Annotated in this window: 21 protein-coding genes; 15 read left to right on the forward strand and 6 right to left on the reverse strand. The window is 75.2% G+C overall.

The features are described 5' to 3' along the window. The first annotated feature begins 144 nt into the window (after window positions 1-144). Entirely contained in the window at window positions 145-1,047 is a 903-nt protein-coding gene (locus EV383_RS10025; RefSeq protein WP_130294179.1) for a methylenetetrahydrofolate reductase, read from the forward strand. Window positions 1,048-1,130: 83 nt separating this feature from the next. Here EV383_RS10025 and EV383_RS10030 read toward each other — a convergent pair whose 3' ends face one another. After that, window positions 1,131-1,868 (reverse strand): DUF3153 domain-containing protein, encoded by a 738-nt coding sequence (locus EV383_RS10030; RefSeq protein ID WP_242622999.1) that lies wholly within the window; start codon window positions 1,866-1,868, stop codon window positions 1,131-1,133. Window positions 1,869-1,930: 62 nt separating this feature from the next. Continuing rightward, on the reverse strand, window positions 1,931-2,530 hold the full coding sequence (locus EV383_RS10035) for a GNAT family N-acetyltransferase (protein ID WP_242623000.1): 600 nt from the start codon (window positions 2,528-2,530) through the stop codon (window positions 1,931-1,933). A 243-nt stretch (window positions 2,531-2,773) separates the two neighbouring features. Here EV383_RS10035 and EV383_RS10040 point away from each other — a divergent pair, with 243 nt between their 5' ends. After that, window positions 2,774-3,091: a hypothetical protein gene (locus EV383_RS10040; RefSeq protein ID WP_130294185.1), complete on the forward strand. Its 318-nt coding sequence runs from the start codon at window positions 2,774-2,776 to the stop codon at window positions 3,089-3,091. A 38-nt stretch (window positions 3,092-3,129) separates the two neighbouring features. Then, window positions 3,130-3,708: an SAV_6107 family HEPN domain-containing protein gene (locus EV383_RS10045; RefSeq protein ID WP_207223480.1), complete on the forward strand. Its 579-nt coding sequence runs from the start codon at window positions 3,130-3,132 to the stop codon at window positions 3,706-3,708. A 27-nt stretch (window positions 3,709-3,735) separates the two neighbouring features. On the opposite strand, the gene EV383_RS10050 is transcribed toward EV383_RS10045, so the two are convergent. Next, a complete protein-coding gene (locus EV383_RS10050) occupies window positions 3,736-4,572 on the reverse strand; it encodes a ParA family protein (RefSeq protein WP_130289663.1) in 837 nt (278 codons plus the stop codon). A 73-nt stretch (window positions 4,573-4,645) separates the two neighbouring features. On the opposite strand from EV383_RS10050, the gene EV383_RS10055 reads away from it, so the two are divergent. After that, window positions 4,646-5,404, forward strand: coding sequence for an SAM-dependent methyltransferase (locus EV383_RS10055; RefSeq protein WP_130289664.1), 759 nt, complete (start codon window positions 4,646-4,648; stop codon window positions 5,402-5,404). A gap of 225 nt (window positions 5,405-5,629) precedes the next feature. After that, the gene (locus EV383_RS10060) at window positions 5,630-6,031 is read left to right on the forward strand and encodes a DUF3040 domain-containing protein (protein WP_130289665.1); all 402 of its coding nucleotides are present in this window, start codon (window positions 5,630-5,632) and stop codon (window positions 6,029-6,031) included. A 177-nt stretch (window positions 6,032-6,208) separates the two neighbouring features. Here the strand turns inward: EV383_RS10060 and EV383_RS10065 are convergent, their stop codons facing one another. From EV383_RS10065 to EV383_RS10075, 3 genes are read right to left on the reverse strand one after another with little or no spacing between them, the layout of a single operon-like run. Further along, window positions 6,209-8,485, reverse strand: a complete 2,277-nt coding sequence (locus tag EV383_RS10065) for a transglutaminase TgpA family protein (RefSeq protein WP_130289666.1) — start codon at window positions 8,483-8,485, stop codon at window positions 6,209-6,211. Further along, window positions 8,482-9,774 carry a DUF58 domain-containing protein gene (locus tag EV383_RS10070; protein WP_130289667.1) on the reverse strand — a complete coding sequence of 431 codons (1,293 nt, stop codon included), beginning with the start codon at window positions 9,772-9,774 and terminating at the stop codon, window positions 8,482-8,484. The genes EV383_RS10065 and EV383_RS10070 overlap by 4 nt, the downstream gene beginning before the upstream one ends. Then, window positions 9,767-10,840 (reverse strand): AAA family ATPase, encoded by a 1,074-nt coding sequence (locus EV383_RS10075; RefSeq protein WP_242623001.1) that lies wholly within the window; start codon window positions 10,838-10,840, stop codon window positions 9,767-9,769. The genes EV383_RS10070 and EV383_RS10075 overlap by 8 nt, the downstream gene beginning before the upstream one ends. 497 nt (window positions 10,841-11,337) lie before the next feature. Between EV383_RS10075 and mraZ the strand changes: the two genes are divergently transcribed. The 10 genes from mraZ (at window position 11,338) to EV383_RS10125 (ending at window position 24,114) form a co-directional block, all read left to right on the forward strand. Then, window positions 11,338-11,769 carry a division/cell wall cluster transcriptional repressor MraZ gene (gene mraZ / locus EV383_RS10080; protein WP_130289668.1) on the forward strand — a complete coding sequence of 144 codons (432 nt, stop codon included), beginning with the start codon at window positions 11,338-11,340 and terminating at the stop codon, window positions 11,767-11,769. 378 nt (window positions 11,770-12,147) lie between these two features. Further along, window positions 12,148-13,116 (forward strand): 16S rRNA (cytosine(1402)-N(4))-methyltransferase RsmH, encoded by a 969-nt coding sequence (gene rsmH / locus EV383_RS10085; protein ID WP_130289669.1) that lies wholly within the window; start codon window positions 12,148-12,150, stop codon window positions 13,114-13,116. A gap of 58 nt (window positions 13,117-13,174) precedes the next feature. Next, window positions 13,175-13,933, forward strand: a complete 759-nt coding sequence (gene ftsL, locus EV383_RS10090; protein WP_130289670.1) for a cell division protein FtsL — start codon at window positions 13,175-13,177, stop codon at window positions 13,931-13,933. Next, window positions 13,933-15,768 carry a peptidoglycan D,D-transpeptidase FtsI family protein gene (locus EV383_RS10095; protein WP_130289671.1) on the forward strand — a complete coding sequence of 612 codons (1,836 nt, stop codon included), beginning with the start codon at window positions 13,933-13,935 and terminating at the stop codon, window positions 15,766-15,768. Before ftsL ends, EV383_RS10095 begins: the two co-directional genes overlap by 1 nt. Window positions 15,769-16,040: 272 nt before the next feature. Beyond that, window positions 16,041-17,705 (forward strand): UDP-N-acetylmuramoyl-L-alanyl-D-glutamate--2,6-diaminopimelate ligase, encoded by a 1,665-nt coding sequence (locus tag EV383_RS10100; RefSeq protein ID WP_242623002.1) that lies wholly within the window; start codon window positions 16,041-16,043, stop codon window positions 17,703-17,705. After that, on the forward strand, window positions 17,702-19,162 hold the full coding sequence (locus EV383_RS10105) for a UDP-N-acetylmuramoyl-tripeptide--D-alanyl-D-alanine ligase (protein ID WP_130289672.1): 1,461 nt from the start codon (window positions 17,702-17,704) through the stop codon (window positions 19,160-19,162). Before EV383_RS10100 ends, EV383_RS10105 begins: the two co-directional genes overlap by 4 nt. Next, complete coding sequence (mraY, locus tag EV383_RS10110) at window positions 19,159-20,229, forward strand: phospho-N-acetylmuramoyl-pentapeptide-transferase (RefSeq protein ID WP_130289673.1); 1,071 nt, start codon at window positions 19,159-19,161, stop codon at window positions 20,227-20,229. The genes EV383_RS10105 and mraY overlap by 4 nt, the downstream gene beginning before the upstream one ends. After that, on the forward strand, window positions 20,202-21,665 hold the full coding sequence (gene murD / locus EV383_RS10115; protein WP_242623003.1) for a UDP-N-acetylmuramoyl-L-alanine--D-glutamate ligase: 1,464 nt from the start codon (window positions 20,202-20,204) through the stop codon (window positions 21,663-21,665). Before mraY ends, murD begins: the two co-directional genes overlap by 28 nt. Next, on the forward strand, window positions 21,662-22,978 hold the full coding sequence (gene ftsW, locus EV383_RS10120) for a putative lipid II flippase FtsW (RefSeq protein WP_130289675.1): 1,317 nt from the start codon (window positions 21,662-21,664) through the stop codon (window positions 22,976-22,978). Before murD ends, ftsW begins: the two co-directional genes overlap by 4 nt. A gap of 35 nt (window positions 22,979-23,013) precedes the next feature. Continuing rightward, complete coding sequence (locus EV383_RS10125; RefSeq protein ID WP_207223780.1) at window positions 23,014-24,114, forward strand: UDP-N-acetylglucosamine--N-acetylmuramyl-(pentapeptide) pyrophosphoryl-undecaprenol N-acetylglucosamine transferase; 1,101 nt, start codon at window positions 23,014-23,016, stop codon at window positions 24,112-24,114. Window positions 24,115-24,156 lie beyond the last annotated feature (42 nt).

Raw genomic sequence — 24,156 nt, forward strand, 5'->3', positions numbered from 1 at the left:
GGGGGGACGTCTCGTCCGGTGGAAGGGGGCACGTGCCCAGGCTATCCGTGGTCGCGGAAGTCGGCTCGGAGACCGTAATGACCGCCGACGTGCTCTTTTCCGCGGAGGCGGCATCGGGACCGTAAGGTGACCCTCGTGAGCACGCTGACCCCCGCACCCACAGTGACCGATCGGATCAGTGTCGACCGCCCGTTCTTCGCGGTGGAGTTCTTCCCACCCAAGGACGACCAGGGCGAGGCGGACCTCTGGCGGGCGATCCGCCGGCTGGAGGCACTGGACCCCGCGTACGTCTCCGTGACCTACGGCGCGGGCGGTTCCAGCCGGGACCGCACCGTCCGGACCGTCGGCCGGATCGCCAGCGACACCACGCTCGTCGCGATGGCCCACCTGACCGCGGTGTCGCACTCGGTGGACGAGCTGCGCCACGTGATCGGGTCCCTCGCCGCGAACGGCATCCGCAACATCATGGCGCTGCGGGGTGATCCCCCCGGGAAGGACCCGCTCGACGAGTGGGAGGCGCACCCCGAGGGCCTGAACTACGCCGACGAGCTGGTCGAGCTGTGCAAGCAGTCCGGCCCGTTCTGCGTCGGGGTGGCCGCGTTCCCGTACGGGCACCCGCGCTCGGCGGACCTGGAGTCCGACACGGAGAAGCTGGTCGGCAAGTTCCGGGCCGGCGCCGAGTTCGCCGTCACCCAGCTGTTCCTGGAGCCCGAGGGCTTCCTGCGGCTGCGCGACCGGGTCGCCGCGCTGGGCTTCGACCAGCCGATCATCCCCGGGATCATGCCGCTGACGTCGGAGAAGACGTTCCACAAGGGTCCGGAGCTGTCCGGGTCTCCGCTGCCGGAGGCGCTGGTCAAGCGCCTCGAGCCCTACGCCGGGGACCAGAAGACGTTCCGGCCCGCGGGCATGGAGGTCACCGGCGAGCTGTGTGAACGCCTGATCGCCGAGGGCGTGCCCGGGATCCACTTCTACTCGCTGAACCGTTCGACGGCGACGACCGAGCTCGTCGAGCGCCTGGGCCTGGTCGCGCGCCGGGCCGAGGTCTGACGAACGCCTCCCGGTACGACAGCCACCACCGCCCGGACGAGGACCTCTCGTCCGGGCGGTGCCGTGTCGGACGTGGGGTCGTGTCAGCTGTGGACCGGTGGGTTCCGGTTGCGTCGCGCCAGTACCACCGCGGCGCCGCCGGCCACGGCCACCAGCAGGCCCAGGAACAGCGTCCAGCCCAGCGTGGACGGGGCGTTCGGGTCGGTCGAGGCCACCGAGGCGGTGATCTGCCCGACCTCGCCGGGGGTGAACTGCCAGCTGACGGTCCCGCCGTCGGCCTCGCCGTTGGTCTCCACGACCTCGCCCGGGAAGCTGATCTTGAGCTGGAAGTCCGCCCGGTCCACCGCGACGGTGGTCAGGTCGGCCCGGCCCTGCACCGCGATCCGGCCGCCGACCCGTCGCATCTGCAGGTCCGCGCGTCCACCCGCGACGCCGCCGATCGAGCTCAGCCTGCTGAGCTGCTCGAACGTCAGCCCGGAGAACCGGACGGTGGAGCCGATGTAGCCGTCCTCGTCGTAGGGCGTCAGCTCGACGTCGTCGGCCAGTTCCGGCGGGATGGTCAGCTGCGGGCCCTTGCCGCCGGGTGCGCCGTCCGGGGTGGCGATCACGATGTCGCCGTTGACGGTGTCGTCGGGCTGTACGGCCAGGCCCGCGTTCACCCGGGTGCAGCCGCTCAGCGCGAGCAGCGCCAGTAGCGCGACGACGGCGACGGCCAGGGGCCGTCGCCGGCCCGCCGAGGGGTGGGGGGAACGTCCGGGCCGGACCTCTACCGGGTCGGCGGCGGTGCTCGGCGGGGGCGGCGCGGACGACATGGCGCTCATCGTGCCACCCGGCCCCGGACACGCCGGGGCGACGCCGGGTGTGTCGGGGGGTTCGGAACCGGTCAGGACCGTCGGTGGTCCGGAGCCGGCAGCGGGAGCTCACGGCCGAGGACCGCGAACGGGCGCGGGTCGCCGGTGAACAGGTGCTCGCGGAGCACGTCGGAGAACCCGAGGCGGCGGTAGAGCCGCCAGGCCCGTCCGGGCGGCTGTGGCCCGTGCTCGGGGGTGGAGAGCAGGACCCGGGACCGTCCGGCCCCGTCGAGCAGGGCACGCAGCAGGCCCTCACCGAGCCCGGAGCCCTGGGCGTCGGGGTGCACGTGCAGCTCGGTCAGCTCGAAGTAGTCGGCCAGCCAGTCCGAGTTGTCGGTGCCCGAGCCGCGCAGCGACCGCAGGCCGCGGCGCACCTCGTCGAACCACCACTGACCGGGGCCGCCCCAGTAGCCGTAGGAGACGGCGAGCAGCCGGTCGCGCTCGCCGAGCCAGGCCACCGCGCGCCATCCGGGCCGGTAGGAGTGTTCGAGCCAGAGCGTGCGGCGCTGCTTGGCGGTCCCGCGCGGGTAGCCCATCGCCGTGATGTAGACGTCGATCGCGTCGCCGAGCCGGTCCGCGAACTCACTGCGGCTGAGCCCGACCAGCCGCGGCTGGGCGGGCGCCGCGGTCACGGTCGCCTCCGGTCGTGCCTCACCGTCCCATCACATCACGACCGGTGGCCCACGGCCGCATCGCGGGCGCCACCGACACGTCGACACCGGACACGCCGCCGTGACTTGACGACCGATCGAACAGGCGTTCTACTGAACAGGTCGAACACGCGTTCGACGGCGGGCGTCCGGCGACGGTGTGGGGGAAGCACACCTCCGCCGGGCGCACCGCGGAGGTGTCGGTGAAGAGGGGACGTGGTTCACGTGAGCGGCTTCTCCCGATTGTTCCGGACCCGGCAGCCGGCGTCGATCGAGGTCCGCTGGCAGAACGGGGAGCCGGTGGAGTTCCAGCGCCGGCCGCTGCGACGCGGGGAGCGGTTCCTGGTCACCGGGATCCGTGAGCAGTGGATCGAGGAGTCCCCGTGGCCGTTCCCGTCGCCGATGCCGGTCGGGGGCGACCGGCTGAGCTGCTGGCGGGTGCTGGCCCGGTCGGTCGAGGAGCCGCAGGAGCCCGCCCGCGAGGTGGTCCTGCGGATGCGCGCCGGGCCCGGGGTCTGGGACCTGGTGCGGACGAACGAATGAGAGCGGACTTCATGGGCACGGGAGAGGGGACCTGAGGGATGACCGTCACCACCGAACCGATGACCGAGCCGATGTTCGGGCGCGCCGAGCTGACGGGTGACCCGACGGGGGAGCAGGCCGGGGGGATCCCGGCGCCGCGCCGGTCCGGTCCGGCACCGGCCTCCCGGGCGGCGCCCGCCGCGCGGCGGGACCCGCCTCGACGTGACGTCCCCTCCCGGCGCGAGGCCCCGGCCCCGCGGGAGGTCCCGGTCTCGCGGGAGGCGCTGGCGCTGCTGCGTCAGGCCGCCGACTGCCTGGCCGAGGGGCACCGGGAGCCGGACCCGGTGCGCCGCTACCCGGCCGCGTACCTCGCCGCGCTGCGCGCCGGGGCGGCGGTGCTGGCGATGCGGGCCCGCCCGCGTCCGCGCCGGGGCGCCCCGCGCGACGTCTGGCAGCTGCTGGCCGAGGTGGCCCCGGAGCTGGGGGAGTGGTCGGCGTTCTTCGCGTCCTGCTCGCGCACCCGGTCCGCGGCCGAGGCCGGGATCAGCCGGCTCGTGGGGCAGCGCGACGCCGACGACCTGCTGCGGCAGGCCGAGCAGTTCGTCCGTCTCGTGGGGGAGCTGCTCCCGCCGCGCTGAGGGCCCGGGCGCGGGGCGACGGACGGCTCAGGAGGCGGTGCGGGTCCGCCCGCTGCGCAGCACCCGGCCGAGCAGCGTGGTGAACACGGCCGAGACCTCCCGCGCACCGGGGGTGTCCCAGGACTGGATCGGCAGGCACGCGCCCTGGGCCTGCTGCACGGCCGAGCGGTCCGGCACCACGGTGTTGAACACCAGCGGCCCGAACAGCTCCCGCAGCTCGCCGATCCGGAAGTCGTGCTCGGAGTTGCGCGGCCGCACCCGGTTCACCAGCACGCCGAGCGGCTGCAGGCGGGCGTTCGACCGCTCCCGCTCGGTCTGCACGGCGTCGAAGGCACGCTGCACGCCGGAGACGGAGAACATCGTCGGGTCGGCGACGAGGATCGCCCGGTCCGCCGCCGAGAGCGCGCTGCGGGTGAGCTGGCCCAACGAGGGCGGGCAGTCGACGATCACCAGGCGGTAGCGGTCCTCGGTCCCGTCGCCGTCGTCCCCGTCGGGCTCGCCGTCGTCCTCGGCGCCGGCGGCCAGGCGCTGCAGGGCGCGGTCGAGCCGGTGCAGCTGCTTGATGCCGGGGTCCGGGTGGTTGTGGCGCTCGGTCTGCTCCGCGCCGACGAGCACGTCGAGGCCCTCGCCCCAGCCGGACGGGGCGATCGCACGCCGCAGGACGCCCGGCCGCGGGTCGTCGAGCACGTCGGCGACGGTGGCCGTGGTGGGCTCGGGGTCCAGGGCGGTGGTGGCGTTCGCCTGAGGGTCGAGATCGACCACGAGGGTGGACACCCCGTGGCGCTGCGCCGCGCCGGCCAGACCGAGCGCGACCGTGGTCTTCCCAACGCCGCCCTTGAGGCTGAGAGTGGCCACGACCTGCACACGATCAACCTACCGTGTGGGTGAACGCCCGCCCCCACCCCGGTCGCCGGGTCGAGCACTAGGGTGCGGAGTTGTGTGTTCGGCGACGCGGGAGCAGGCCGGTGCGGCGCGTGGAGCGGCCGTCCACCGGGCGTTGGAGGCCGAGGTCGGCCGTGTACGGGCGGAGGCCGGCGGGGGTTCCCCGCGCGTCCTCGACGTCGGCGGTGGCAGCGGGACCTGGGCGGTGCCCCTTGCCGCGGCCGGATGCACGGTGACCGTCGTCGACACCAGCCCGAACGCGCTGGCGACCCTGGCGCGGCGCGCCCGCGAGGCCGGGGTCACCGAGCGGGTCACCCCGGTGCAGGGCGACGTGGACGCGCTGGCCGACCTCGTCCCGGTCGGCGGGGCCGACCTGGTGCTCGGGCACGGGCTGCTCGAGGTCGTCGACGATCCGCGGGCCGCGCTGGCCGGGCTCGCCGCCGCCGCGGCCACGGGCGGGGCGGTGTCGGTTCTCACGGTCGGGCGGCACGGCGCGTTCCTGAGCCGGGTGATGGCCGGGCGTCTCGCCGAGGCTCGCCGGCTCCTGGTCGACCCGGACGGGTGCGCCGGCCCGGAGGACCCGCTGCGGCGCCGTTTCGACCCGGGGACGCTCGGCGAGCTGGCCGGCGGCGTGCCGTCGCTGCGGGTGGAGCTGCTGCAGGGCGACGGGACCCTGGACGGCTGGTGGCCCGGCCCGTCCGGGGACGGCGAGACGACCCCCCGTGAGATCAACGAGCTCGACGAGCTCGCCTCGGCGGTGCCGGCCCTCGGCGCCGTCGCCCCGCGGTTGCATCTGCTCGCCCGGCGGCAGTGACCGTTCCGGCCCCGTCCGGGTGCGGAATCGACCCGCTCGTGACCAACGACACGCCGCGCCACGCCGTCCGCTCGACGATCAGTGGAAGGTCTTACCCGGTCCGGGTAGTCGACCGGCTGAAGTACTCGTACTCTTGTCCCTAGACGTCCATCTGGGCGTCGTCGTGTCGTTCCGGCACCATGGAAGATGACTCGACAGACCGAATCGTGTGCCGGAGGTGAAGGCATGCCGCTCTCCGAGCACGAGCAGCGACTGCTCGAACAGATCGAGCGGGCTCTCTACGCCGAGGACCCCAAGTTCGCGTCCTCGGTGAGCGGAGGGCGAAGTAAACCCGCTCGTCGCCGCCGTATCCAGGGCGCGGTCCTGTTCGTCGTCGGCCTGGTGTTGCTCATCGTGGGTATCGCGGTGCAGATCGACGTGCTGACACCCGGCGGGGTGCCGCTCCTCAGCGTCGTGGGGTTCCTCGCGATGTTCGGGGGTGGCCTGCTGGCCGTCACCTCGATCGGCGCGAGCGGGAAGAAGGACGGCAAGGACGCGAAGGCGTCCTCGACCGACGACCCGGCCGACGGCGGTGGCTTCACCGGCCGCATGGAGGAGCGCTTCCGGCGTCGCTTCGAGCAGGAGTGACGCAGGCGGACGCTGCGCGAAGGACCAGTACCTGACCGGAGGGGCGGGACACCATCACGGTGTCCCGCCCCTTCGTCGTCCCGCCCTTGGTCGTACAGCCCCTTGATCGACCCGGCCCCGTCGTCGTCCGGGCACGGCGCCGACGCGGCCCACCGCCGGTTCTCCTGCGTCGGGACCTCAGGGTGTGCTGTCGGCCGGCTCGGTGTCCGGGCCCGGCCGCGGTGCCGGGAGTACCGACGGGGGCAGCAGCCGCGCGGTGAGCGGGGTCCCGGCCGCGGTGATCCCGGCACTGACCTCGGCCACGAGGGGGTCGAGTGCCCCCGGCTCGGGGAGCATCCCGCCGTACCAGGCCGCCTCGACGCGGTCGCTGAGCTCGGACAGGCTGCGCCGCGCCGGCTCGCCGAGGTCGTGGGCGTCCCCGATGCGCTCGGCGGTGGTGCGGACGGTGTCCCCGGGCCGCGGCGCGACACCGTGGTCGCGGGACACGGCCAGCACCTCCGCCCACGCCGCCGCGGCCGCGCCCTCGCCGCCCGCGCGGGCCAGCCCGGTGCGTCGCTGCTGCTGACGGCGGCGCAGCAGGAACGGCAGCGCACCGAGCACGGCCAGCGCCACCAGGACGGCGAGCACCGTCAGCACGGTCGGCAGGACGGAACCGCCGCCGGTCGCGGCGGGGTCCCCGTCCTCCGGGGCGGGCTCGGGGGTCGGCGCGGCCTCGGGAGTGGGCGGAGCGGGCTGCTGGGCGGCCGGGGGCGGCGGCACGGCGGCGGCGGGATCGTCCGGCGCGGGCGCACCGCCGGCCTCGGCACGGGCCTGCTGCACGTACTGCGGCTCCACGGTGCGGCCGTCGGCGAGCGGGGTGGGGTCGAAGGTCTGCCAGCCGTAACCGGGGAACCAGGCCTCCACCCACGCGTGGGCGTCGTTCGTCGTCACCGTGCGCCCGTCCGGGCCGGCGGTTCCCGCGGTGAACCCGACGGCGACCCGGGCCGGGACGTCGACCGCGCGCAGCATCACCGCCATCGCCGAGGCGAACTGCTCGCAGTAGCCGGTCCGGCCGCGGGTCAGGAAGTCCACCAGCGCGTCGCCGCCGCCACCGGGCGCGGTCTGCAGGCTGTAGCGGAACCGGCTGCCCGGCCCGGAGAAGTACTCGTTGAGCGCCATCGCCCGGTCGAACGGGGTCGAGGCCGCTGCGGTGACCTGGCGGGAGATCGCGGTCACCCGCGGGTCGACGCCGTCGGTATCCAGATAGGCGGGGTCCACACCGGACCCGCCGGTCGCGGCACGCAGCGCGCCCGCGGACGGGTCGGGTAGCCGCATCCGCTGGGTCCAGCCGTCCTCCTGCAACGGGCTGTTGCTGTAGGCGATCCCGCCCGCGGCGTCGTAGGACCAGTCCGTCTCCGACGGCCCGACGATCGACGTCGGGTCGCCGAACACCGGCAGCCAGTAGTCCTCGAAGCCCAGGTTCGCGACCTGCGCGGTCGCGTCGCGGGCCGGGCCGGACGTGCTCGGGGGCAGCGGGCCGGCGAGCGGCACGCCGGGCAGCGGGCGCCCGGCCTGCCAGCCGGACTGCGGCACGTAGCGTTGCAGCGTCAGCGCCCGCATGTAGACGGGCTGCTCGAGCCCGGAGACCCGGAACAGGTCCCGCGGCTCGGAGCGGGTCAGCTGCCCGCGCAGCGACGTGAACGGGTTCAGCCCGATCGCGCCGTCGGACCCGGCGCCGTCGGTGCCGGACTCGAACCGCCCGGCCGTCCCGACGGCGGTGGCCGCGGTCCCGAGGAGCAGTGCCCCGACGACGGCGAGGGCGGCGATCGCGACCCCGCCCGGGGCCTGGCGCAGCCGGTCACCGCGGGCGACGAGCAGGATGCCGAACCCGGCGGCGGCCGCGGCCATCGACCACCAGGGCAGCAACTGGTCGTCCAGGGCGGTCGGGACGGCGAACACGCACAGCAGCGGGACCCCGGCCGCGGCCGGGGCACCGACGGTCACCGCGAGCCCGAACACCGCGATCGCGAGTACGCCGAACGCCAGCGTGACCAGCAGCAGGATCTCCGGGCTCGCCGGCACCGGCGGAATGCCGGAGTTGATCTGCTCCCCGGCCCCGGCCAGCAGTGTCCCCAGCTCGCCGAACGCGGCCGGTCCGGGCACGAGCCCGAGCAGGCCGTTCTCCGTGAACAACGCCGTGACCAGCAGCAGCAGGGCGACCAGTTGCCCGGGCGCGACCAGCCAGGACCGGGTGCGCAGCAGCGCGACCCCGACGACCACGACCACGACGACGGAGAGCACGGCGTGGCCGAACCAGGCCGCGCCCTGCACGGCGGTCCCGACCGCGGCCCCGGCCAGCAGCACCGCGACCGCGACACCGAGCGGGGCCAGCAAGCTGCGCAGCAGGGCGCGGGGGTCCCGGTCCGGGGCGCCGCGCTCCTCCGTCCGCGGACGGGGAGGGGCCGGCGCGCTCACGCCGGCGCCCCGGCCATCGGGGCGGTGCCGCACACGGCGGCCCAGGCCTGCTCGACCGGCGTCCCGGCGGTGACCACGCTCGCGTGCCATCCGGCGCGGCGCAGGCGGGCCGCGGCGTCCTCGACCGTGCTGCGCACCGGCCGGCGCGCGGACGGGACCGCCTCGCGGGCGGCCCAGCCCTCGACGTCGAGCAGCACGGCGTGCCCGCCGCGCGGGTGTGCGGCGACGAGACCGGCGACGGCATCCGGCGTCATCGCCCCGAGCACGGCCAGGACGCCGGCGTCGGCCGGCGTGGACACGCCCCCGCCGAGCTCACCGGCGGCCGACGGGCGCAGCAGCGCCAGCGCGTCGAGGTGCCGGGCGATCCGGTCCTCGGTCCCGGCCGAGCCGGTGGGCGCCGGGGCCAGCACCGCCCCGTCCTCCGTGATCAGCTCCACCGACTCGCGGCGGCCCAGCAGGTGCACGCAGATGCTGGCGGTCAGCGACACCGCGAACTCCAGGCTCGACGCGGCGCCGTGCCCGCGGTGGGCGTCGTCGCGGCGGTCGAGCAGGACGGTGACGCCGGTCGGGTCCGGGCGCTCGTCGAGGCGCACCATGAGCTCGTCGCGCCGGGCGGTCGAGCGCCAGTGCACCCGTCGCATCTCGTCGCCCTGCTGGTAGGGCCGGATGAGCACGTCCGGGCGGCCCGAGCCCTGGCGGGAGCCGCCGTCGGTGGCCCGGCCGAGTGCGGTCGAGGCGACGACCGGGCGTCCGGTCAGGGGGACGACGCGTGGCAGCACGAGCAGGCGGTCGGCGTCGAGCAGGTCGTTGCTGAACTCGGCCAGGCCGAGCGGGTCGGTGGCCCGGCCGCGCAGCGGCCCGACCCGGTAGGCGCCGCGGACCTGCGGGCGCAGGGGATAGGTCACCCGCGCGCCGCGCCGTCCGAGGCGGTGCACGGTGAACCGGGGCGGGTGCCGGTCGGACGGGCCCGCCGCGTCCGGCACCGTGTCGGCGATCCGCAGCGAGCCCAGCAGCGCCCCGCCGGCGATCCGCAGCCCGGCCGTCGTCGTGTCCCCGGCGGGGACCCGGGCCGGCGACAGGCTCCGGGAGACCTGCAGGGTCCGCTTGGCGCGCAACGAGAACGCCAGCGCCAGCAGCGGCAGCAGGATCACGAACAGCCCGATCCGGACCAGGTCCCGCTCGTCGAGCACGATCGCCGAGACGGCCATCGCGGCCCCGCCGGCCAGCAGGCAGCGCCCGCGGACGGTGAGCCCGACGCGGCGCTTCCCGGCCCCGGGAGCACTAGCCACGGGGAGGGGACGGCACGGCGATCCGCCCGACGCAGGTGCGGACGAGGTCGGCGGCCGACCGGCGGGCGGCGACCCCCTCCGGCCCGAGCAGCAGGCGGTGCGCCAGGACCGGCACGGCGACGGCCTGTACGTCGTCCGGGACGACGTACCCGCGCCCGGCCGTCGCGGCGTGTGCGCGAGCGGCCCGGACCAGGTGCAGCGTCGCGCGCGGCGACGCGCCGAGACGCACCTCGGGCAGCTTGCGGGTCGCCCCGACGATCTCGACGCAGTAGCGGCGCACCTCGGCGGCCACGTGCAGGTTCCGGACCGAGGCGATCATCGCCCGCAGCGTCCGGACGTCGGTGACCGGGCGCATCCGGTCCAGCGGCTCGGCCGCGCCGTGCTCGTCGAGCATGGCCAGCTCGGCGGCCGGGTCCGGGTAGCCGACGCTGATCCGGATCGTGAACCGGTCGCGCTGGGCCTCGGGCAGGGGATAGGTGCCGTCCATCTCCACCGGGTTCTGGGTGGCGACGACCATGAACGGGTCCCCGAGCGGGTAGGTGCCGCCGTCGACGGTGACCTGGTGCTCGGCCATGCACTCCAGCAGCGCCGACTGCGTCTTGGGCGAGGCCCGGTTGATCTCGTCGGCGATCACGATGTTGGCGAACACCGGGCCCGGGCGGAACTCGAACTCCGAGGTCTGCCGGTTGAACACCGAGGTGCCGGTGATGTCACCGGGCAGCAGGTCCGGGGTGAACTGCACCCGGCTCACCGAGCAATCGATCGAGCGGGCGAGGGCCTTGGCCAGCGAGGTCTTGCCGACACCGGGCACGTCCTCGAGCAACAGGTGGCCCTCGGACAGCAGCGAGACCAGTGCCAGCCGGATGGCCTCGGGCTTGCCGACGATGATCCGGGCCATCGCCGCGGCGATCCGTCCGGACAGGTCGGCGACGGCGGCCGGGCCCATCTGCTCGGGCCCGGGCTCGGGACGGGCGGGGTCGGCCCCGCCGACCCGGGTCGCGCCCGAGGCGGCTCCGGGTGCCGCGGTTCCGGACAGGGATCCGGCGGACAGCGCGGACGACGACAACGGGCCTCCTCGGGATGGACTCCGCACCCAGTCTGTCAAACCGTGCCCGATCGGGTGGCGGGCCGTGGTCCCGGCCGCTCCGGGGAGAGCCCGTCCCCACCGTCGCCCACCGCGTCCCCCACGACCCACCACCGCCGTCCCCACCGCCCACCACCGGCGCCCCCGCGACGCCCCCCGGGGCTCCCCACCGCTCTCCCCACCGCGCCCCCCGATCCCGCACGGATCCGGCCACATCGGCGACGGCATGCCGCTGACCTGCGGCGATGCGGTCGTGACGCCGGTGGGGGTGAAAAGGGGCGCCGAAGGGTTTCGGGGGAGCGGGGTCCCGCGTCCGGGTGGTGCCGCCGCACCGGCCCCACCTTCCTCCACCGCCCGTGACCTGCGCAGACGTACCCAAGATGCGGTACGGCATGGTCAGCTCGGGTTGACGGTGGGTCATGGTGGGGTAGTGTGGTGATCGCTGGAGCGAAACGGGGCTCCAGGGGAGGTGGGGTCAGGTGTTCCTCGGCACCTACACCCCGAAGCTGGACGACAAGGGGCGGCTCACGCTGCCCGCGAAATTCCGCGACGAGCTGCGAGGCGGGCTGATGATCACGAAAGGGCAGGACCACTGTCTTTACGTCTTCACCCGTGAGGCCTTCACCGAGATGGCCGGCAAGATCGCCGCGGCGCCGCTGACGAACGAGTCGGCGCGGGTCTTCCAGCGCAACCTCTTCTCGGGCACCGACGAGCAGAACCCCGACGCCCAGGGGCGGATCGCGATCACTCCCGAGCTGCGCCGGTACGCCGGGCTGTCGAAGGACTGCGTGGTGATCGGCGCGTTCACGCGCGCCGAGATCTGGGACGCGCAGGCCTGGCAGTCGTACCAGGAACAGCACGAGGACGAGTTCGCGAAGGCCCAGGAGGAGGTTCTGCCCGGCATGTTCTAGCCATCGCCACCTGCGCATGGTGAGAACGACGTTGCAGAGGACGACACCTCTACGCCGCCGTCTCCATCTCAGGTGCCGTGACCGCGGCTTCCCCGCGGACTCCACGGAGGCCCTGGCGCACCTTCCCCGGTGCCAGGTCCGCCGACACGGCATCTGAGATGGGGACGGCGTCGGTCACCTCGACTGGGGAGTTCGGGTGGGAGGTGGACCGCAGGCGCTGACGGTCCGCGCCGGCTGTGGGAGCCGGTAGGGATCGGGGCGTCGGTGCGGGACCGGCCACCTCCGGTCCCGGGCCGCCACGGCGGGCCGGGACCGGGGACCGACCGGTGCACCCGGACCGCAGTACCGCCGGGAGCGCGAACGACAGGGGGTGGGTGGATGGACGCAACGACCGACGACGACACCCCCGCCCGGCACGTGCCGGTCCTCCTGGACCGCGTGTCGGACCTGCTCGCCCCCGCCCTCACCGGGCGACCGGCGGTGTTCGTCGACGCGACGCTCGGACTCGGCGGGCACTCCGCGGCGCTGCTGGCCGCGCACCCCGAGCTGACCGTCGTCGGTCTGGACCGTGACCCGCAGGCACTGGAGATGGCCGGGCGCCGGCTCGCCGCCCACGCCGACCGCCTGCACCTGGTGCACGCCGTCTACGACCGGATCGCCGAGTCCCTCGACGAGCTGGGCATCGAACAGGTCGACGGCGTGCTGTTCGACCTCGGCGTCTCCTCGCTGCAGCTCGACGCCGACGAGCGGGGTTTCTCCTACTCCCGCGACGCCGACCTCGACATGCGGATGGACCCGACGACCGGCCCGACCGCGGCCGACGTCCTCAACACCTACCCGGTGCCGGAGCTGCGCCGGATCCTGCGCGACTACGGCGAGGAACGCTTCGCCGGGCGGATCGCCTCCGCCGTCGACCGGGCCCGCACCAAGGCCCCCCTGCGGCGCAGCGCCGAGCTGGTCGAGCTGCTCTACGGGGCCGTGCCGGCGGCGTCGCGGCGCACCGGCGGGCATCCGGCCAAGCGCACGTTCCAGGCGTTGCGGATCGAGGTCAACGGCGAGCTGGACGCCCTGGGTGCCGCGCTTCCCGCGGCCCTGGACGCGCTGGCACCGCAGGGCCGGATCGTCGTGCTGGCCTACCACTCGCTCGAGGACCGGATGGTCAAGCGCGAGCTGGCCGAGCGCGTCCGCTCCCGGACGCCGGTGGACCTGCCGATGGAGCTCCCCGGGCACGGGCCGGAGTTCCGGCTCCTCACCCGGGGCTCGGAGCCGGCGACCGACGCCGAGATCGAGGAGAACCCCCGGGCCGCGTCGGTCCGGTTGCGCGCCGCCGAGCGGGTGGCGGCATGAGCAGCAGCGGTACGAGCAACAGCAGTGCAGGGACGAGCAGGGGTAGGGGTGAGGGGCCATGAGTACTCCGGTCATCGAGCGGCGGGGCGGGGCACCGGCCCGGGAGCAGGCTCCCCGACGGTCGGGAGCGGTCGCGCCGGGACGGATCCCCGTCCAGCGCGGGGCGAACCGCGTCGCGGCCCTGAAGAAGCAGGCCACCACGCGCAAGGCCGGTGCCGGCGCCCAGCGGGCCCGCGACCAGCGCGACGACCGCCTGCGCCGGATCGTCGGCGCGCGGGCGCAGGCCAGTGCCGGGCGCGCGAAGTTCGTGCTCGTCGTCATGACGCTGCTGGTCATCGGCCTGGTCACCACGCTGTGGCTCTCGACCGCCGCCGCGGGTGATTCCTACCGGCTGCAGGAGGCGCGCGCCCAGGCCCAGACCCTGACCGAGCAGAGCGAGACGCTGCGCCGCCAGGTGTCGACGATGAACAGTCCCGCCGCACTGGCCCAGCGCGCGAGTGCGCTCGGCCTGGTGCCGGTGCAGGACCCGGCACGCCTGGTGGTGGCACCGGACGGACGCATCGACGTCGTCGGGGAGCCGACCGCCGCGCACGCCACCGCGCCCGCGGTGCCGGCCGCGCCCGCCACCGGTGCCCCGGCAGGCCCCGCGCCCGCTGCCGCCGCGCCCGCCGCCCCGGCCCCCTCCACGGCGCCCGCGGCCCCCGCCGCTGCCGCCCCCGCCGCTGCCGCCCCCGCCGCTGCCGCGGCCGGGACCACCGCCCCGCCCGCGGACACCTCCGACACCGACGCGGCGCCCGGCGCCACCCAGGCCGGCTGATGCCGACCGCCGCCCCGCCGCGGCCGGTGGGCCGGCGCAGCAGCCCTCCGCGCCGCCCGCGGCGTCGCCGGTCACCGGCCGACGACCCGCGGTTCCGGCTGCGCGTGGGCTGGGTCCTGCTGGCGGCGCTGCTCGTCATCTCCGGGGCCAAGCTCGTGATGATCCAGACCGTGCAGGCGGGCTCGCTGACCGCGGACTCGGAGAAGCAGCGCGCCAGCCGCATCACCATCCCGGCCGAGCGCGGCGCGATCTCGGACAGGGACGGCAACCTGCTGGCCTTCTCCACCGAGTCCAAGGCCCTGGTCACGAACCCGCGCCTGATCAACTCGGTCAAGGGGGCCGGGGCGCAGGCCTACAAGGCGCAGATGGCCACGGACGTCGCGGCCGTCACCGGCGGCAAGGTCGACGAGCTGCGCGGGCAGCTGGAGTCCGACCGTGGCTACATCGTGCTCGGCACCAAGGTCGACCCCGGCCCGGCGCGCGACCTGCGGGAGAAGTACCCGGAGATCGCCGAGGAGGACCGCGAGGCCCGCCAGTACCCGGGCGGGGACCTGGCGTCGAACATCATCGGTGCCGCCACCTGGAGCGCCGACGCGCGCAAGCTGATCGGCCGGATCGGCCTGGAGAGCTCCGACGACGACCTGCTCGCCGGTCAGGACGGCTTCCAGATCGCCGACACCGCCGAGGGCAGCAACACCGTCATCCCCGGCAGCACCCGCTCCGAGCAGCCCGCCGTCTCCGGCTCGAACGTGCAGCTCACGATCGACTCCGACCTGCAGTTCCAGGTTCAGCGGATGCTGGCCGACTACGTGAGCGCGTCCGGGGCGAAGAGCGGGTCGGCCGTGGTGCTCGACTCGAAGACCGGCGAGGTGCGGGCCCTGGCCGACAACACCTCGTTCGACCCGGCGAACCTGCTCTCGGCGGACCCGAAGAGCCTGGGCAACCAGGCCGTCACCACGCCGTTCGAGCCGGGGTCGGTGAACAAGATCGTCACCATGGCCGCGGCACTGGAGGCCGGCGTCGCCCGCCCGGACGAGGTGCTCTCGGTGCCCGGCAGCATCAAGGTCGCCGACCGCACGGTCAAGGACGCCTGGAACCACGGGGTGGACCAGTACACGCTGACCGGCGTGCTGGCGAAGTCCTCCAACGTCGGCACCCTGATGACCGCGCAGAAGGTCGGACCGGACCGGTTCTCGGACATGCTGGCCAAGATGGGCATCGGGCAGAAGACGGGCGTCGGCCTGCCGGGGGAGAGCGCGGGCAGCGTCCCGGCGCGCGCCACCTGGTCGGGCTCGACGTTCGGCAACCTGCCGATCGGGCAGGGCCTGTCGATGACCGTGCTGCAGATGGCCGGGATGTACCAGGCCGTGGCCAACGACGGTGTCCGGATCCCGCCGCGGATCGTCGCGGCGACCACCGGCCCGGACGGCACGCGCGTCCCGACCCCGGCCCCGGAGCAGGTGCGGGTCACCTCGCCGGAGACGGCGAAGACGCTGCGCACGATGCTCAGTGCGGTGACCCAGAAGGCGCGGGGCCAGAACGGCACCGGGCCGGCGGCGGCCGTGCCCGGCTACGAGGTGGCGGGCAAGACCGGCACCGCGCAGCAGGTCGACCCGGCCTGCGGGTGCTACTCGAACTCGAAGTACTGGATCACCTTCGCCGGGATGCTCCCGGCCCAGGACCCGCGCTTCGTGATCGGGATCGAGCTCGACGCCCCGCGCGGCGGGACCAGCGCCGCCGGCCTGTTCCACCAGATCGCGACCTACATCGCCCAGCGCGACGCGATCCCGGTCCAGGTCGCCCCGCCCGCGGTGCAGACGCTGCAGATCAAGTGAGGACCGGCGCCCGGCGCCGGTGAGATGTCGAGCGCGGTCGGCGGGTGGTCACCGGGCGTGTCCCCGTGGTCACCGGGTGGATCTCCCGCCGTGCCGCGGCCCGGCCACCGGATCGGGGGACCGCTGACCGGGGGGCTGTGTGCGCCGGATGGACGCCGCCGTGCGGCCGTGCGGACCCCGGTCGCGCCCGCGCGGCGGACGGGGCCGTGAACGGCCCGGCGGGGGCGGTGCTGCCGCCGGACCGGATCCGACCCGCCGGTAATCTCCGCGACGTGTCCACGGCCCCGATTCCGACGACGGCATCCGCCCCGGTGCCGCCGGCCGTCGCGTCGGCCCTGCCGGACCGGCCCTCCGACGTGCGCCCCGTCGACGTGGCGGTCCTCGCCCGGGTGGCCGGCGCCGAGCTGAACCCCCGCGCCGCGCAGTCCGGACCCGGCCCGCTGCTCGACGGCCCGGCCGCGGTCACCGGCGCCACCCTGCGCGCCGGCGCCGTCCGCCCCGGCGACCTGTTCGCCGCCCTGCCCGGCGCCCGGGTGCACGGCGCCGACTTCGCCGGGCAGGCCCTGGCCGCCGGCGCGGCCGCGATCCTGACCGACCCGGCCGGGCTGGAGCGCCCCGACGTGCGCGGCGCGAGCGTCCCGGTCCTGGTCGCGGCGTGTCCGCGGGACGTGCTGGGCCCGGTCTCGGCCGCCGTCTACGGCGAGCCGACGGCCCGGATGCGCGTCCTCGGCGTCACCGGCACCAGCGGCAAGACCACCGTCGGGCACCTGCTGGAGGCGGGTCTGGCCGCGGCCGGGCGGGCCACCGGCCTGCTCGGGACGGTACGGACCCGGGTCGCGGTCCCCGGCTCCGAGCCGCGCGCCCTCTCCAGCGCGTTCACCACGCCGGAGGCCCCGGACCTGCAGGCGCTGTTCGCGGTGATGGTCGAGGCCGGCGTCACCGACGTGGCGATGGAGGTCTCCAGCCACGCGCTCGCGCTCGGGCGCGTCGGGGGCACCCGGTTCGCCGTCGGCGCGTTCACCAACCTGTCCCAGGACCACCTGGACTTCCACCCGACGATGACCGACTACTTCGAGGCCAAAGCCACCCTGTTCGGCGGCGGCGCCGCGGGTGTCGAGCCGGCCCGTCGCGGGGTCGTGTGCATCGACGACGAGTGGGGCCGTCAGCTGGCCGATCGCCAGGGCGACGCGGTCACGGTCGCGACCACCCCCGGCGTGCACGCCACCTGGACCGCCCGCGGGGTGGCCGCGCACGCCGACGGCACCCAGACGTTCGTCGCGCACGGCCCGGACGGCCTGGCCCAGCCGGTCACCCTGGCCCTGCCCGGCCCGTTCAACGTGGCCAACGCCCTCGTCGCGCTGGCCTGCCTGGACGCCGACGGGGTGCCTCCCGCCGTCGCCGCGGAGGGCTTCGCGACGCTCGACGTCCCGGGCCGGATGCAGCGGGTGGACGCCGGGCAGGACTTCCTGGCCGTCGTCGACTACGCACACAAGCCCGGCGCGGTGGCCGCGCTGCTCGATGCCCTGCGCGCGCAGGTCCGGCCGACCGCGCGGGTGATCACGGTGCTCGGCTGCGGCGGCGACCGGGACACGGCCAAGCGCCCGATGATGGGGGCGGCCGCGACCATCCGGTCCGAGCTGCTGATCGTCACCGACGACAACCCGCGCTCCGAGGACCCGGCCGCGATCCGGGCCGAGATGCTGGCCGGGACCGCGAACGAACCGGCCGGCGGCGAGGTCGTCGAGATCGGCGACCGGCGCGCGGCGATCGAGGCCGCGGTGGCCTCCGCCCGCCCCGGCGACGCGATCGTCGTCGCGGGCAAGGGACACGAGACGGGTCAGGAGATCCACGGGGTGAAGTACCCCTTCGACGACGCCGACGAGCTGGCCGCGGCGATCACCGCGGCCGGGACGGGTGGACGGCAGGTGCGGCGATGATCGCGATGACGTTGTCCGAGATCGCCGCGGTGACCGGCGGTCGGGTCAGCCGGGCCTCCGGCGAGGAGACGGTGACCGCGGTGGAGTTCGACTCCCGCGCGATCACCGACGGCGGGCTGTTCCTGGCCCTGCCCGGCGAGCGCGCGGACGGGCACGACTTCGCCGCCGCGGCGGTGGCCCGCGGAGCGGCCGGCGTTCTGGCCGGGCGCGAGGTCGACGCGCCCGCCGTCGTCGTACCGCCGGTGCCCGGCCGCAACACCGGCACCTACCTGGGCGCGACCGACCCGGACGGGCACGGCGCCGCCGTCCTGTCCGCTCTCGGGAGGCTCGCGCGCCACGTGGTCGACGCGCTGCCCGGCCTGGCCGTGGTCGGGGTGACCGGCAGCGCCGGCAAGACCTCCACCAAGGACCTGCTGGCCGCCGTCCTGGCCCCGCTGGGCTCGACGGTCGCGCCGCCGGAGTCGTTCAACAACGAGCTGGGCACGCCGTACACGGCGCTGCGCGCGACCCCGTCGACCCGGCACCTGGTCCTGGAGCTCTCCGCCCGCGGGCCCGGCCACATCGCGTCGCTGTGCGCGATCGCCCCGCCCCGGATCGGGGTGGTGCTCAACGTGGGCAGCGCGCACCTGGGCGAGTTCGGCTCGCCGGCCGCGATCGCGCAGGCCAAGGGCGAGCTGGTCGAGGCCCTCCCGCCCGGCGCCACGCTGCCCGGTGTCACGAGCGGCGCCGGGGGAGTGGCGGTGCTCAACGCCGACGACCCGGCCGTCGCCGCGATGGCCTCGCGGACCGTCGCCCGCGTCGTCACGTTCGGCCGCGCGGCCGGGGCGGACGTCCGGGCCGAGGACGTGGTGCTGGACGCGGGCCGCGCCCGGTTCCGCCTGGTCACCGCCCACGGTGAGGCCCGCGTCGCGCTGAGGCTGGTCGGCGGGCACCAGGTGTCGAACGCCCTGGCCGCCGCCGCGGTCGCCCTCGAGCTGGGGGCGGACGTCGACGGGGTGGCCGCGTCGCTGTCGGCCGCGGAGCCCGCGTCGCGCTGGCGGATGGAGGTCACCGACCGGGCCGACGGGGTGACCGTCGTCAACGACGCCTACAACGCGAACCCGGAGGCCATGCGTGCCGCGCTCGGAGCCCTGCAGTCGATGACGGGTGAGGGGGCCGGGCACCGCCGCAGCTGGGCCGTGCTGGGACCGATGGCCGAGATCGGGGAGGGCAGCGCCGGCGTGCACGCCGAGATCGCCGCCCTGGCCGGGCAGCTGGGCGCGGACCGCCTGGTCGCCCTGGGCTGTCCGGACTACGGCGAGCGCGCCGAGCACGTCGCCGACGTCGCCGAGGCCCTGACGCTGCTGCGCGCCGAGATCGAGCCCGGCGACGTCGTGCTGGTCAAGGCCTCGCGCAGCGCCGGGCTGGAGCGGGTCGCGGCCGGGCTCCTGGAGAACGACGGGCTGGTGTCCCGGTGAGAGGCGTCTTCCTGGCCGCGGGCATCGCCCTGGCCCTGTCCATCCTGCTCACGCCGTACCTGATCAAGTTCTTCGCCCGGCAGGGGTTCGGGCAGGAGATCCGGGCCGACGGGCCGCAGAGCCACCAGTCCAAGCGCGGCACCCCGACCATGGGCGGCGTCGCGATCCTGCTGGCGATCTGGGTCGGCTACCTGGGCTCGCACCTGTTCACCGGCGAGGACATCACCGCCTCGGCGCTGCTGGTCCTGTTCCTGACCACGGCCCTGGGCGTCGTCGGGTTCATCGACGACTTCCTCAAGATCCGCCGCCAGCGCAACCTCGGCCTGAACAAGACGTCGAAGATCGTCGGCCAGGTGCTGACCGCGACCATCTTCGGTGTGCTCGCGCTGCGGTTCGCGAACTCGCGGAACCTGACGCCGGCCTCGGACAGCCTCTCGTTCGTCCGCGACATCACGGTGCTCTCGTTCGGCGTGGTCGGGTTCGTGCTGCTGTGCAACCTGATCGTCGCGGCCTGGTCGAACGCGGTGAACCTGACCGACGGCCTGGACGGCCTGGCCGCCGGCACGTCGGCGATGGTGCTGGCCACCTACGTGATCATCTGCTTCTGGCAGTTCCGCAACAGCTGCGCCGTCGTCGCCAGCGCGGGCTGCTACGAGGTGCGCGACCCGCTCGACGTGGCGCTGGTCGCCGCGGCCGCGATGGGCGGGTGCATCGGGTTCCTCTGGTGGAACGCCTCCCCGGCGAGGATCTTCATGGGCGACACCGGCTCGCTGGCCCTGGGCGGGCTGCTGGCCGGGCTGTCGATGGTGACCCACACCGAGCTGCTGCTGGTCGTCATCGGCGGCGTGTTCGTGGTGGAGGCGCTGTCGGTGTCGCTGCAGATCATCGTGTTCCGGACGGCGCGGAGACGTCTGTTCCGGATGGCACCGTTCCACCACCACTTCGAGCTGGCCGGATGGGCCGAGACCACCGTCATCATCCGGTTCTGGCTGCTCGCGGCGATGTGCGCGGCGATGGGGCTGGGCATCTTCTACAGCGAGTGGCTGAGCGCCTCGGCGGGGCAGTGACGGGCCCCGGCGGCACCGGCCCCTTCGGCGGCCGGGCGGTGCTGGTGGCGGGGGCCGGGATCTCCGGGCTCGCCGCCGTCGACGCGCTCGTCGCGGGCGGTGCGCTCGTGACCGTGTCCGACGACGACCCCACGAAGCTCGCCGCCCTCCCGGACGGGGTCGGCGGCTGCGCCTCCGACGAGATCCCCGCCGGTACCGAGGTGATCGTCACCAGCCCGGGCCGTCGCCCCGACCACGCCCTGGTCGCCGCGGCCGCCGCGCGCGGGATCGAGGTGATCGGCGAGCCGGAGCTGGCCTGGCGCCTGGGCGCGGAGGGTGACCGGCCGCCGGTGTGGCTCGTGGTCACCGGCACCAACGGCAAGACCACCACCACCGAGATGCTCGCCGCGATCCTGCGCTCCGCCGGTGAGGACGCGGTGGCCTGCGGCAACATCGGCTACCCGGTCGTCTCCGCGGTCGCGGCCGGGCACGCGGTGCTGGCCGTCGAGCTCTCCAGCTTCCAGCTGCACTGGTCGCCGTCGGTCCGCCCGGCCGCCGGGGTGGTGCTCAACGTCGCCGAGGACCACCTCGACTGGCACGGCGGGATGGACGGCTACGCCGCGGCCAAGGCCCGCGCGCTGCTCGGGGACGTCGCGGTCGCCGGCGTCGACGACCCGGTCGCCGCGCGGCTGCTGGAGGCTGCACCGGCTCCGCGCCGGATCGGGGTGACCCTGGCCGAGCCCGGCCCGGACCAGCTCGGCGTGCGGGACGGGATGCTCGTCGACCGCGCGTTCGGCGGCGGGGAGCTGCTCGGAGCCGCGGCCGTCGTCCCGGCGGGGCCGCCCGGGGTCACCGACGCCCTCGCCGCGGCCGCGCTGGCCCGCGCGCACGGCGTCCCGGCTCCCGCGATCCGCGACGCCCTCGCCGGGTTCACCCCGGGACCGCACCGCAGCGCCCCGGTCGGCCGGGTCGCCGGCGTCACGTTCGTCGACGACTCCAAGGCCACCAACCCGCACGCCGCCGACGCCGCGCTCGCCGCGGTCCCGGCCCGGGTGCCCGGCGCCCGCGCCGTCTGGATCGTGGGCGGCCTGCTCAAGGGGGTCTCCGCGGACACCCTCGGCGAGCTGGCGCGACGCCACCACGCGCACCTGGCCGGGGTGGTCGTCATCGGCACCGACCGCGCTCCGATCGTCGACGCCCTGGCGCGACACGCCCCCGACCTCCCCGTCGGCGAGGTCACCACGGGTGACCATGAGGGGATGCAGCAGACGCCGCAGGACCCGATGCCCGAGGCCGTGCGCCGCGCCGCCGAGCTGGCCGGCCCCGGCGACGTGGTGCTGCTCGCGCCGGCCGCGGCGTCGATGGACCAGTTCCGCGACTACGCCCACCGCGGGGACGCGTTCGCCGCGGCCGTGCACGACCTGTCGGCTCCCGCGGCGTCCGGGGCCCGGCCATGAGCCGGGCGGCGGGGGAGAAGGACGGGCCCACCCTGCAAGGTGTCGCCGCGTCGGTCGGCTCCGGTACCCAGGGTGCCGTGCGCCGGCTGCGCAAGTGGCTGCGCCGCCCGTTGACCTCGCTGCACCTGGTGCTCGGCGTGTTCGGCCTGCTGACGCTGTTCGGCCTGGTCATGGTGCTCTCGGCGTCGTCGGTCGAGGCACTCGCCGACGGTGGTTCGTCCTACTCGGTGTTCACCAAGCAGCTCCTGTTCTGCGCGGTCGGGTTCGTGCTGTTCTACGTCGGGCTGCGGATCCCACCGCGGGTGCTGCGGGCGATGGCCCCGTTCCTGCTGCTGGCCGGCATCGTCGCGCTGGTCGCGGTGCTGATCCCGGGGATCGGGGCGGTGCGCGGCGGGTCCCGGGCGTGGTTCGCGTTCGGCCCGGTGTCGCTGCAGCCCTCGGAGGCGGTCAAGGTCGCGCTGACGCTGTGGGGCGCGCACGTGCTCGTCGCCCGGCGCGCGGTGATGCACCGCTGGAAGCACGCGCTGAACCCGGTCGTCCCGGTCACCCTGCTGATCTTCACGCTGCTCGTGCTGCAGCCCGACCTCGGCATGACGATCTCGACCGGGATCGTGATGATCGCGCTGCTGTACTTCGGCGGCGCCCCGATGAAGCTGCTCGCGGCGCTGGCCGGCGGCGGTCTGCTCGGCGCGGTGATCCTCGGCCTGACGGCCGGCTACCGCGCCAGCCGGATCTCGGCGTTCCTGGCCCCGAACACCGCCGACCCGCTGGGCCCGGCCTACCAGGCCACCCAGGCGCTGTACTCCCTCGCCGACGGCGGCCTGTTCGGCGTCGGCCTCGGCCAGGGGCGGGCGAAGTGGGACTACCTGCCCAACGCCCACAACGACTTCATCTTCGCCATCATCGGCGAGGAGCTCGGCCTGGTCGGCGCGTTCGCCGTGCTGGGGCTGTTCGCGACGCTGGCCTACACCGGCATGCGGATCTCCGCGCGCAGCGCCGACCCGTGGCTGCGGATCGTCGTGGCCACGTCGACGACCTGGCTCGTGGTCCAGGCGTCGATCAACATCGGGTACGTGGTGGGCCTGCTGCCGGTCACCGGCCTGCAGCTGCCCCTGATCTCGTCCGGAGGCACCTCACTGGTGGTGACCATGTTCGTGTTCGGTCTGATGACCAACGCCGCTCGGCACGAGCCGGAGGCGGTGGCCGCCCTGCGCAAGCACGGGCAGGGCCGCGTCGCCAGGATCCTCGGCCTGCCGATGCCGCAGCCCTACCGGGCCCCGGGCCCGCCCGCACCGCGGTCGGTGGCGCGATGAGCGGCCCCCGGTATCCCGGTCCCGAGGACCGCACGATGGAGATCCGCGGCCTCGGGAACGGCGCCGACGGCCCGTCGATCGTCGTCGCGGGAGGCGGGTCGGCCGGGCACATCGAGCCCGCGCTGGCCGTCGCCGACGCGATCCGGCGCCTGGTCCCCTCGGCCACGGTCACCGCGCTGGGCACCGAGAAGGGCCTGGACACCCAGCTCATCCCGGCGCGCGGCTACAAGCTCGAGCTGATCCCGCCGGTCCCGCTGCCGCGCAAGCCCAGCGGTGACCTGCTCAAGCTCCCGGGCCGCGTCCGCGGCGCCGTCTCGCGGGTCCGCGAGGTGCTCGACCAGGTCCACGCCGACGTCGTCGTCGGGTTCGGCGGATTCGTCTCGCTGCCGGCCTACCTCGGCGCCCGCGGACGGGTGCCGGTCGTGGTGCACGAGGCCAACGCCCGCGCCGGGCTGGCGAACAAGGTCGGCGCCCGGTTCGCCGCCGCCGTCGGCGTGGCCGTGGAGGGCACCGGGCTGGCGCACGAGCAGGTCGTCGGCATGCCGCTGCGCCGCTCGATCACCGGCCTGGACCGGGCCGCGCTGCGCGGCGAGGCCCGCCGGCACTTCGGGCTGCCCCCGGGCGGGCCGGTTCTGCTGGTCTTCGGCGGCTCGCAGGGCGCCCGCACGCTGAACACCGCCGTCGCCGACGCCCTGCCCGCGCTGGTGCACGCCGGGGTCGCAGTGCTGCACGCGCACGGCCGGAGCGGGACGCCCGCGCCGCCGATGCCGGGCTACCGGCCACTGCCCTACATCGACCGGATGGACCTGGCCTACGCCGCCGCCGACGTCGTCCTCGGCCGCAGCGGGATGACGACGGTGGCCGAGCTGACCGCCGTCGGGCTGCCCGCGGTGTACGTGCCGCTGCCGCACGGCAACGGTGAGCAGGCCCTGAACTGCGGGCCGGTCGTCGAGGCGGGCGGCGGGCGCCTGGTGCCCGACGACGAGCTGACCGGCGACCGCGCCCTGTCCGAGCTGATGCCGCTGCTCACCGACCCGTCGCGGGCACTGGACATGGGCCGTCGCGCCCGGGCCGCCGGGCACGGCGACGCCGACGAGCGGATGGCGCGGATCGTGCTGGACGTGATCGGGCGGTGAGAGAGCCTGCGAACGAACCATCGGCACAGCGCGGGCCGTCCG

The sequence above is a fragment of the Pseudonocardia sediminis genome (assembly GCF_004217185.1).
Classification (GTDB): domain Bacteria; phylum Actinomycetota; class Actinomycetes; order Mycobacteriales; family Pseudonocardiaceae; genus Pseudonocardia; species Pseudonocardia sediminis.

Excerpts from the sequence above, each read along its gene's own strand:
- rsmH (WP_130289669.1), top strand. The coding sequence starts at position 12,148 with ATGGACGCAACGACCGACGACGACACCCCCGCCCGGCACGTGCCGGTC.
- EV383_RS10105 (WP_130289672.1), top strand. The coding sequence starts at position 17,702 with ATGATCGCGATGACGTTGTCCGAGATCGCCGCGGTGACCGGCGGTCGG.
- ftsL (WP_130289670.1), top strand. The coding sequence starts at position 13,175 with ATGAGTACTCCGGTCATCGAGCGGCGGGGCGGGGCACCGGCCCGGGAG.
- EV383_RS10030 (WP_242622999.1), bottom strand. The coding sequence starts at position 1,868 with ATGAGCGCCATGTCGTCCGCGCCGCCCCCGCCGAGCACCGCCGCCGAC.
- EV383_RS10125 (WP_207223780.1), top strand. The coding sequence starts at position 23,014 with ATGGAGATCCGCGGCCTCGGGAACGGCGCCGACGGCCCGTCGATCGTC.
- EV383_RS10045 (WP_207223480.1), top strand. The coding sequence starts at position 3,130 with ATGACCGTCACCACCGAACCGATGACCGAGCCGATGTTCGGGCGCGCC.
- EV383_RS10060 (WP_130289665.1), top strand. The coding sequence starts at position 5,630 with ATGCCGCTCTCCGAGCACGAGCAGCGACTGCTCGAACAGATCGAGCGG.
- EV383_RS10095 (WP_130289671.1), top strand. The coding sequence starts at position 13,933 with ATGCCGACCGCCGCCCCGCCGCGGCCGGTGGGCCGGCGCAGCAGCCCT.
- ftsW (WP_130289675.1), top strand. The coding sequence starts at position 21,662 with ATGAGCCGGGCGGCGGGGGAGAAGGACGGGCCCACCCTGCAAGGTGTC.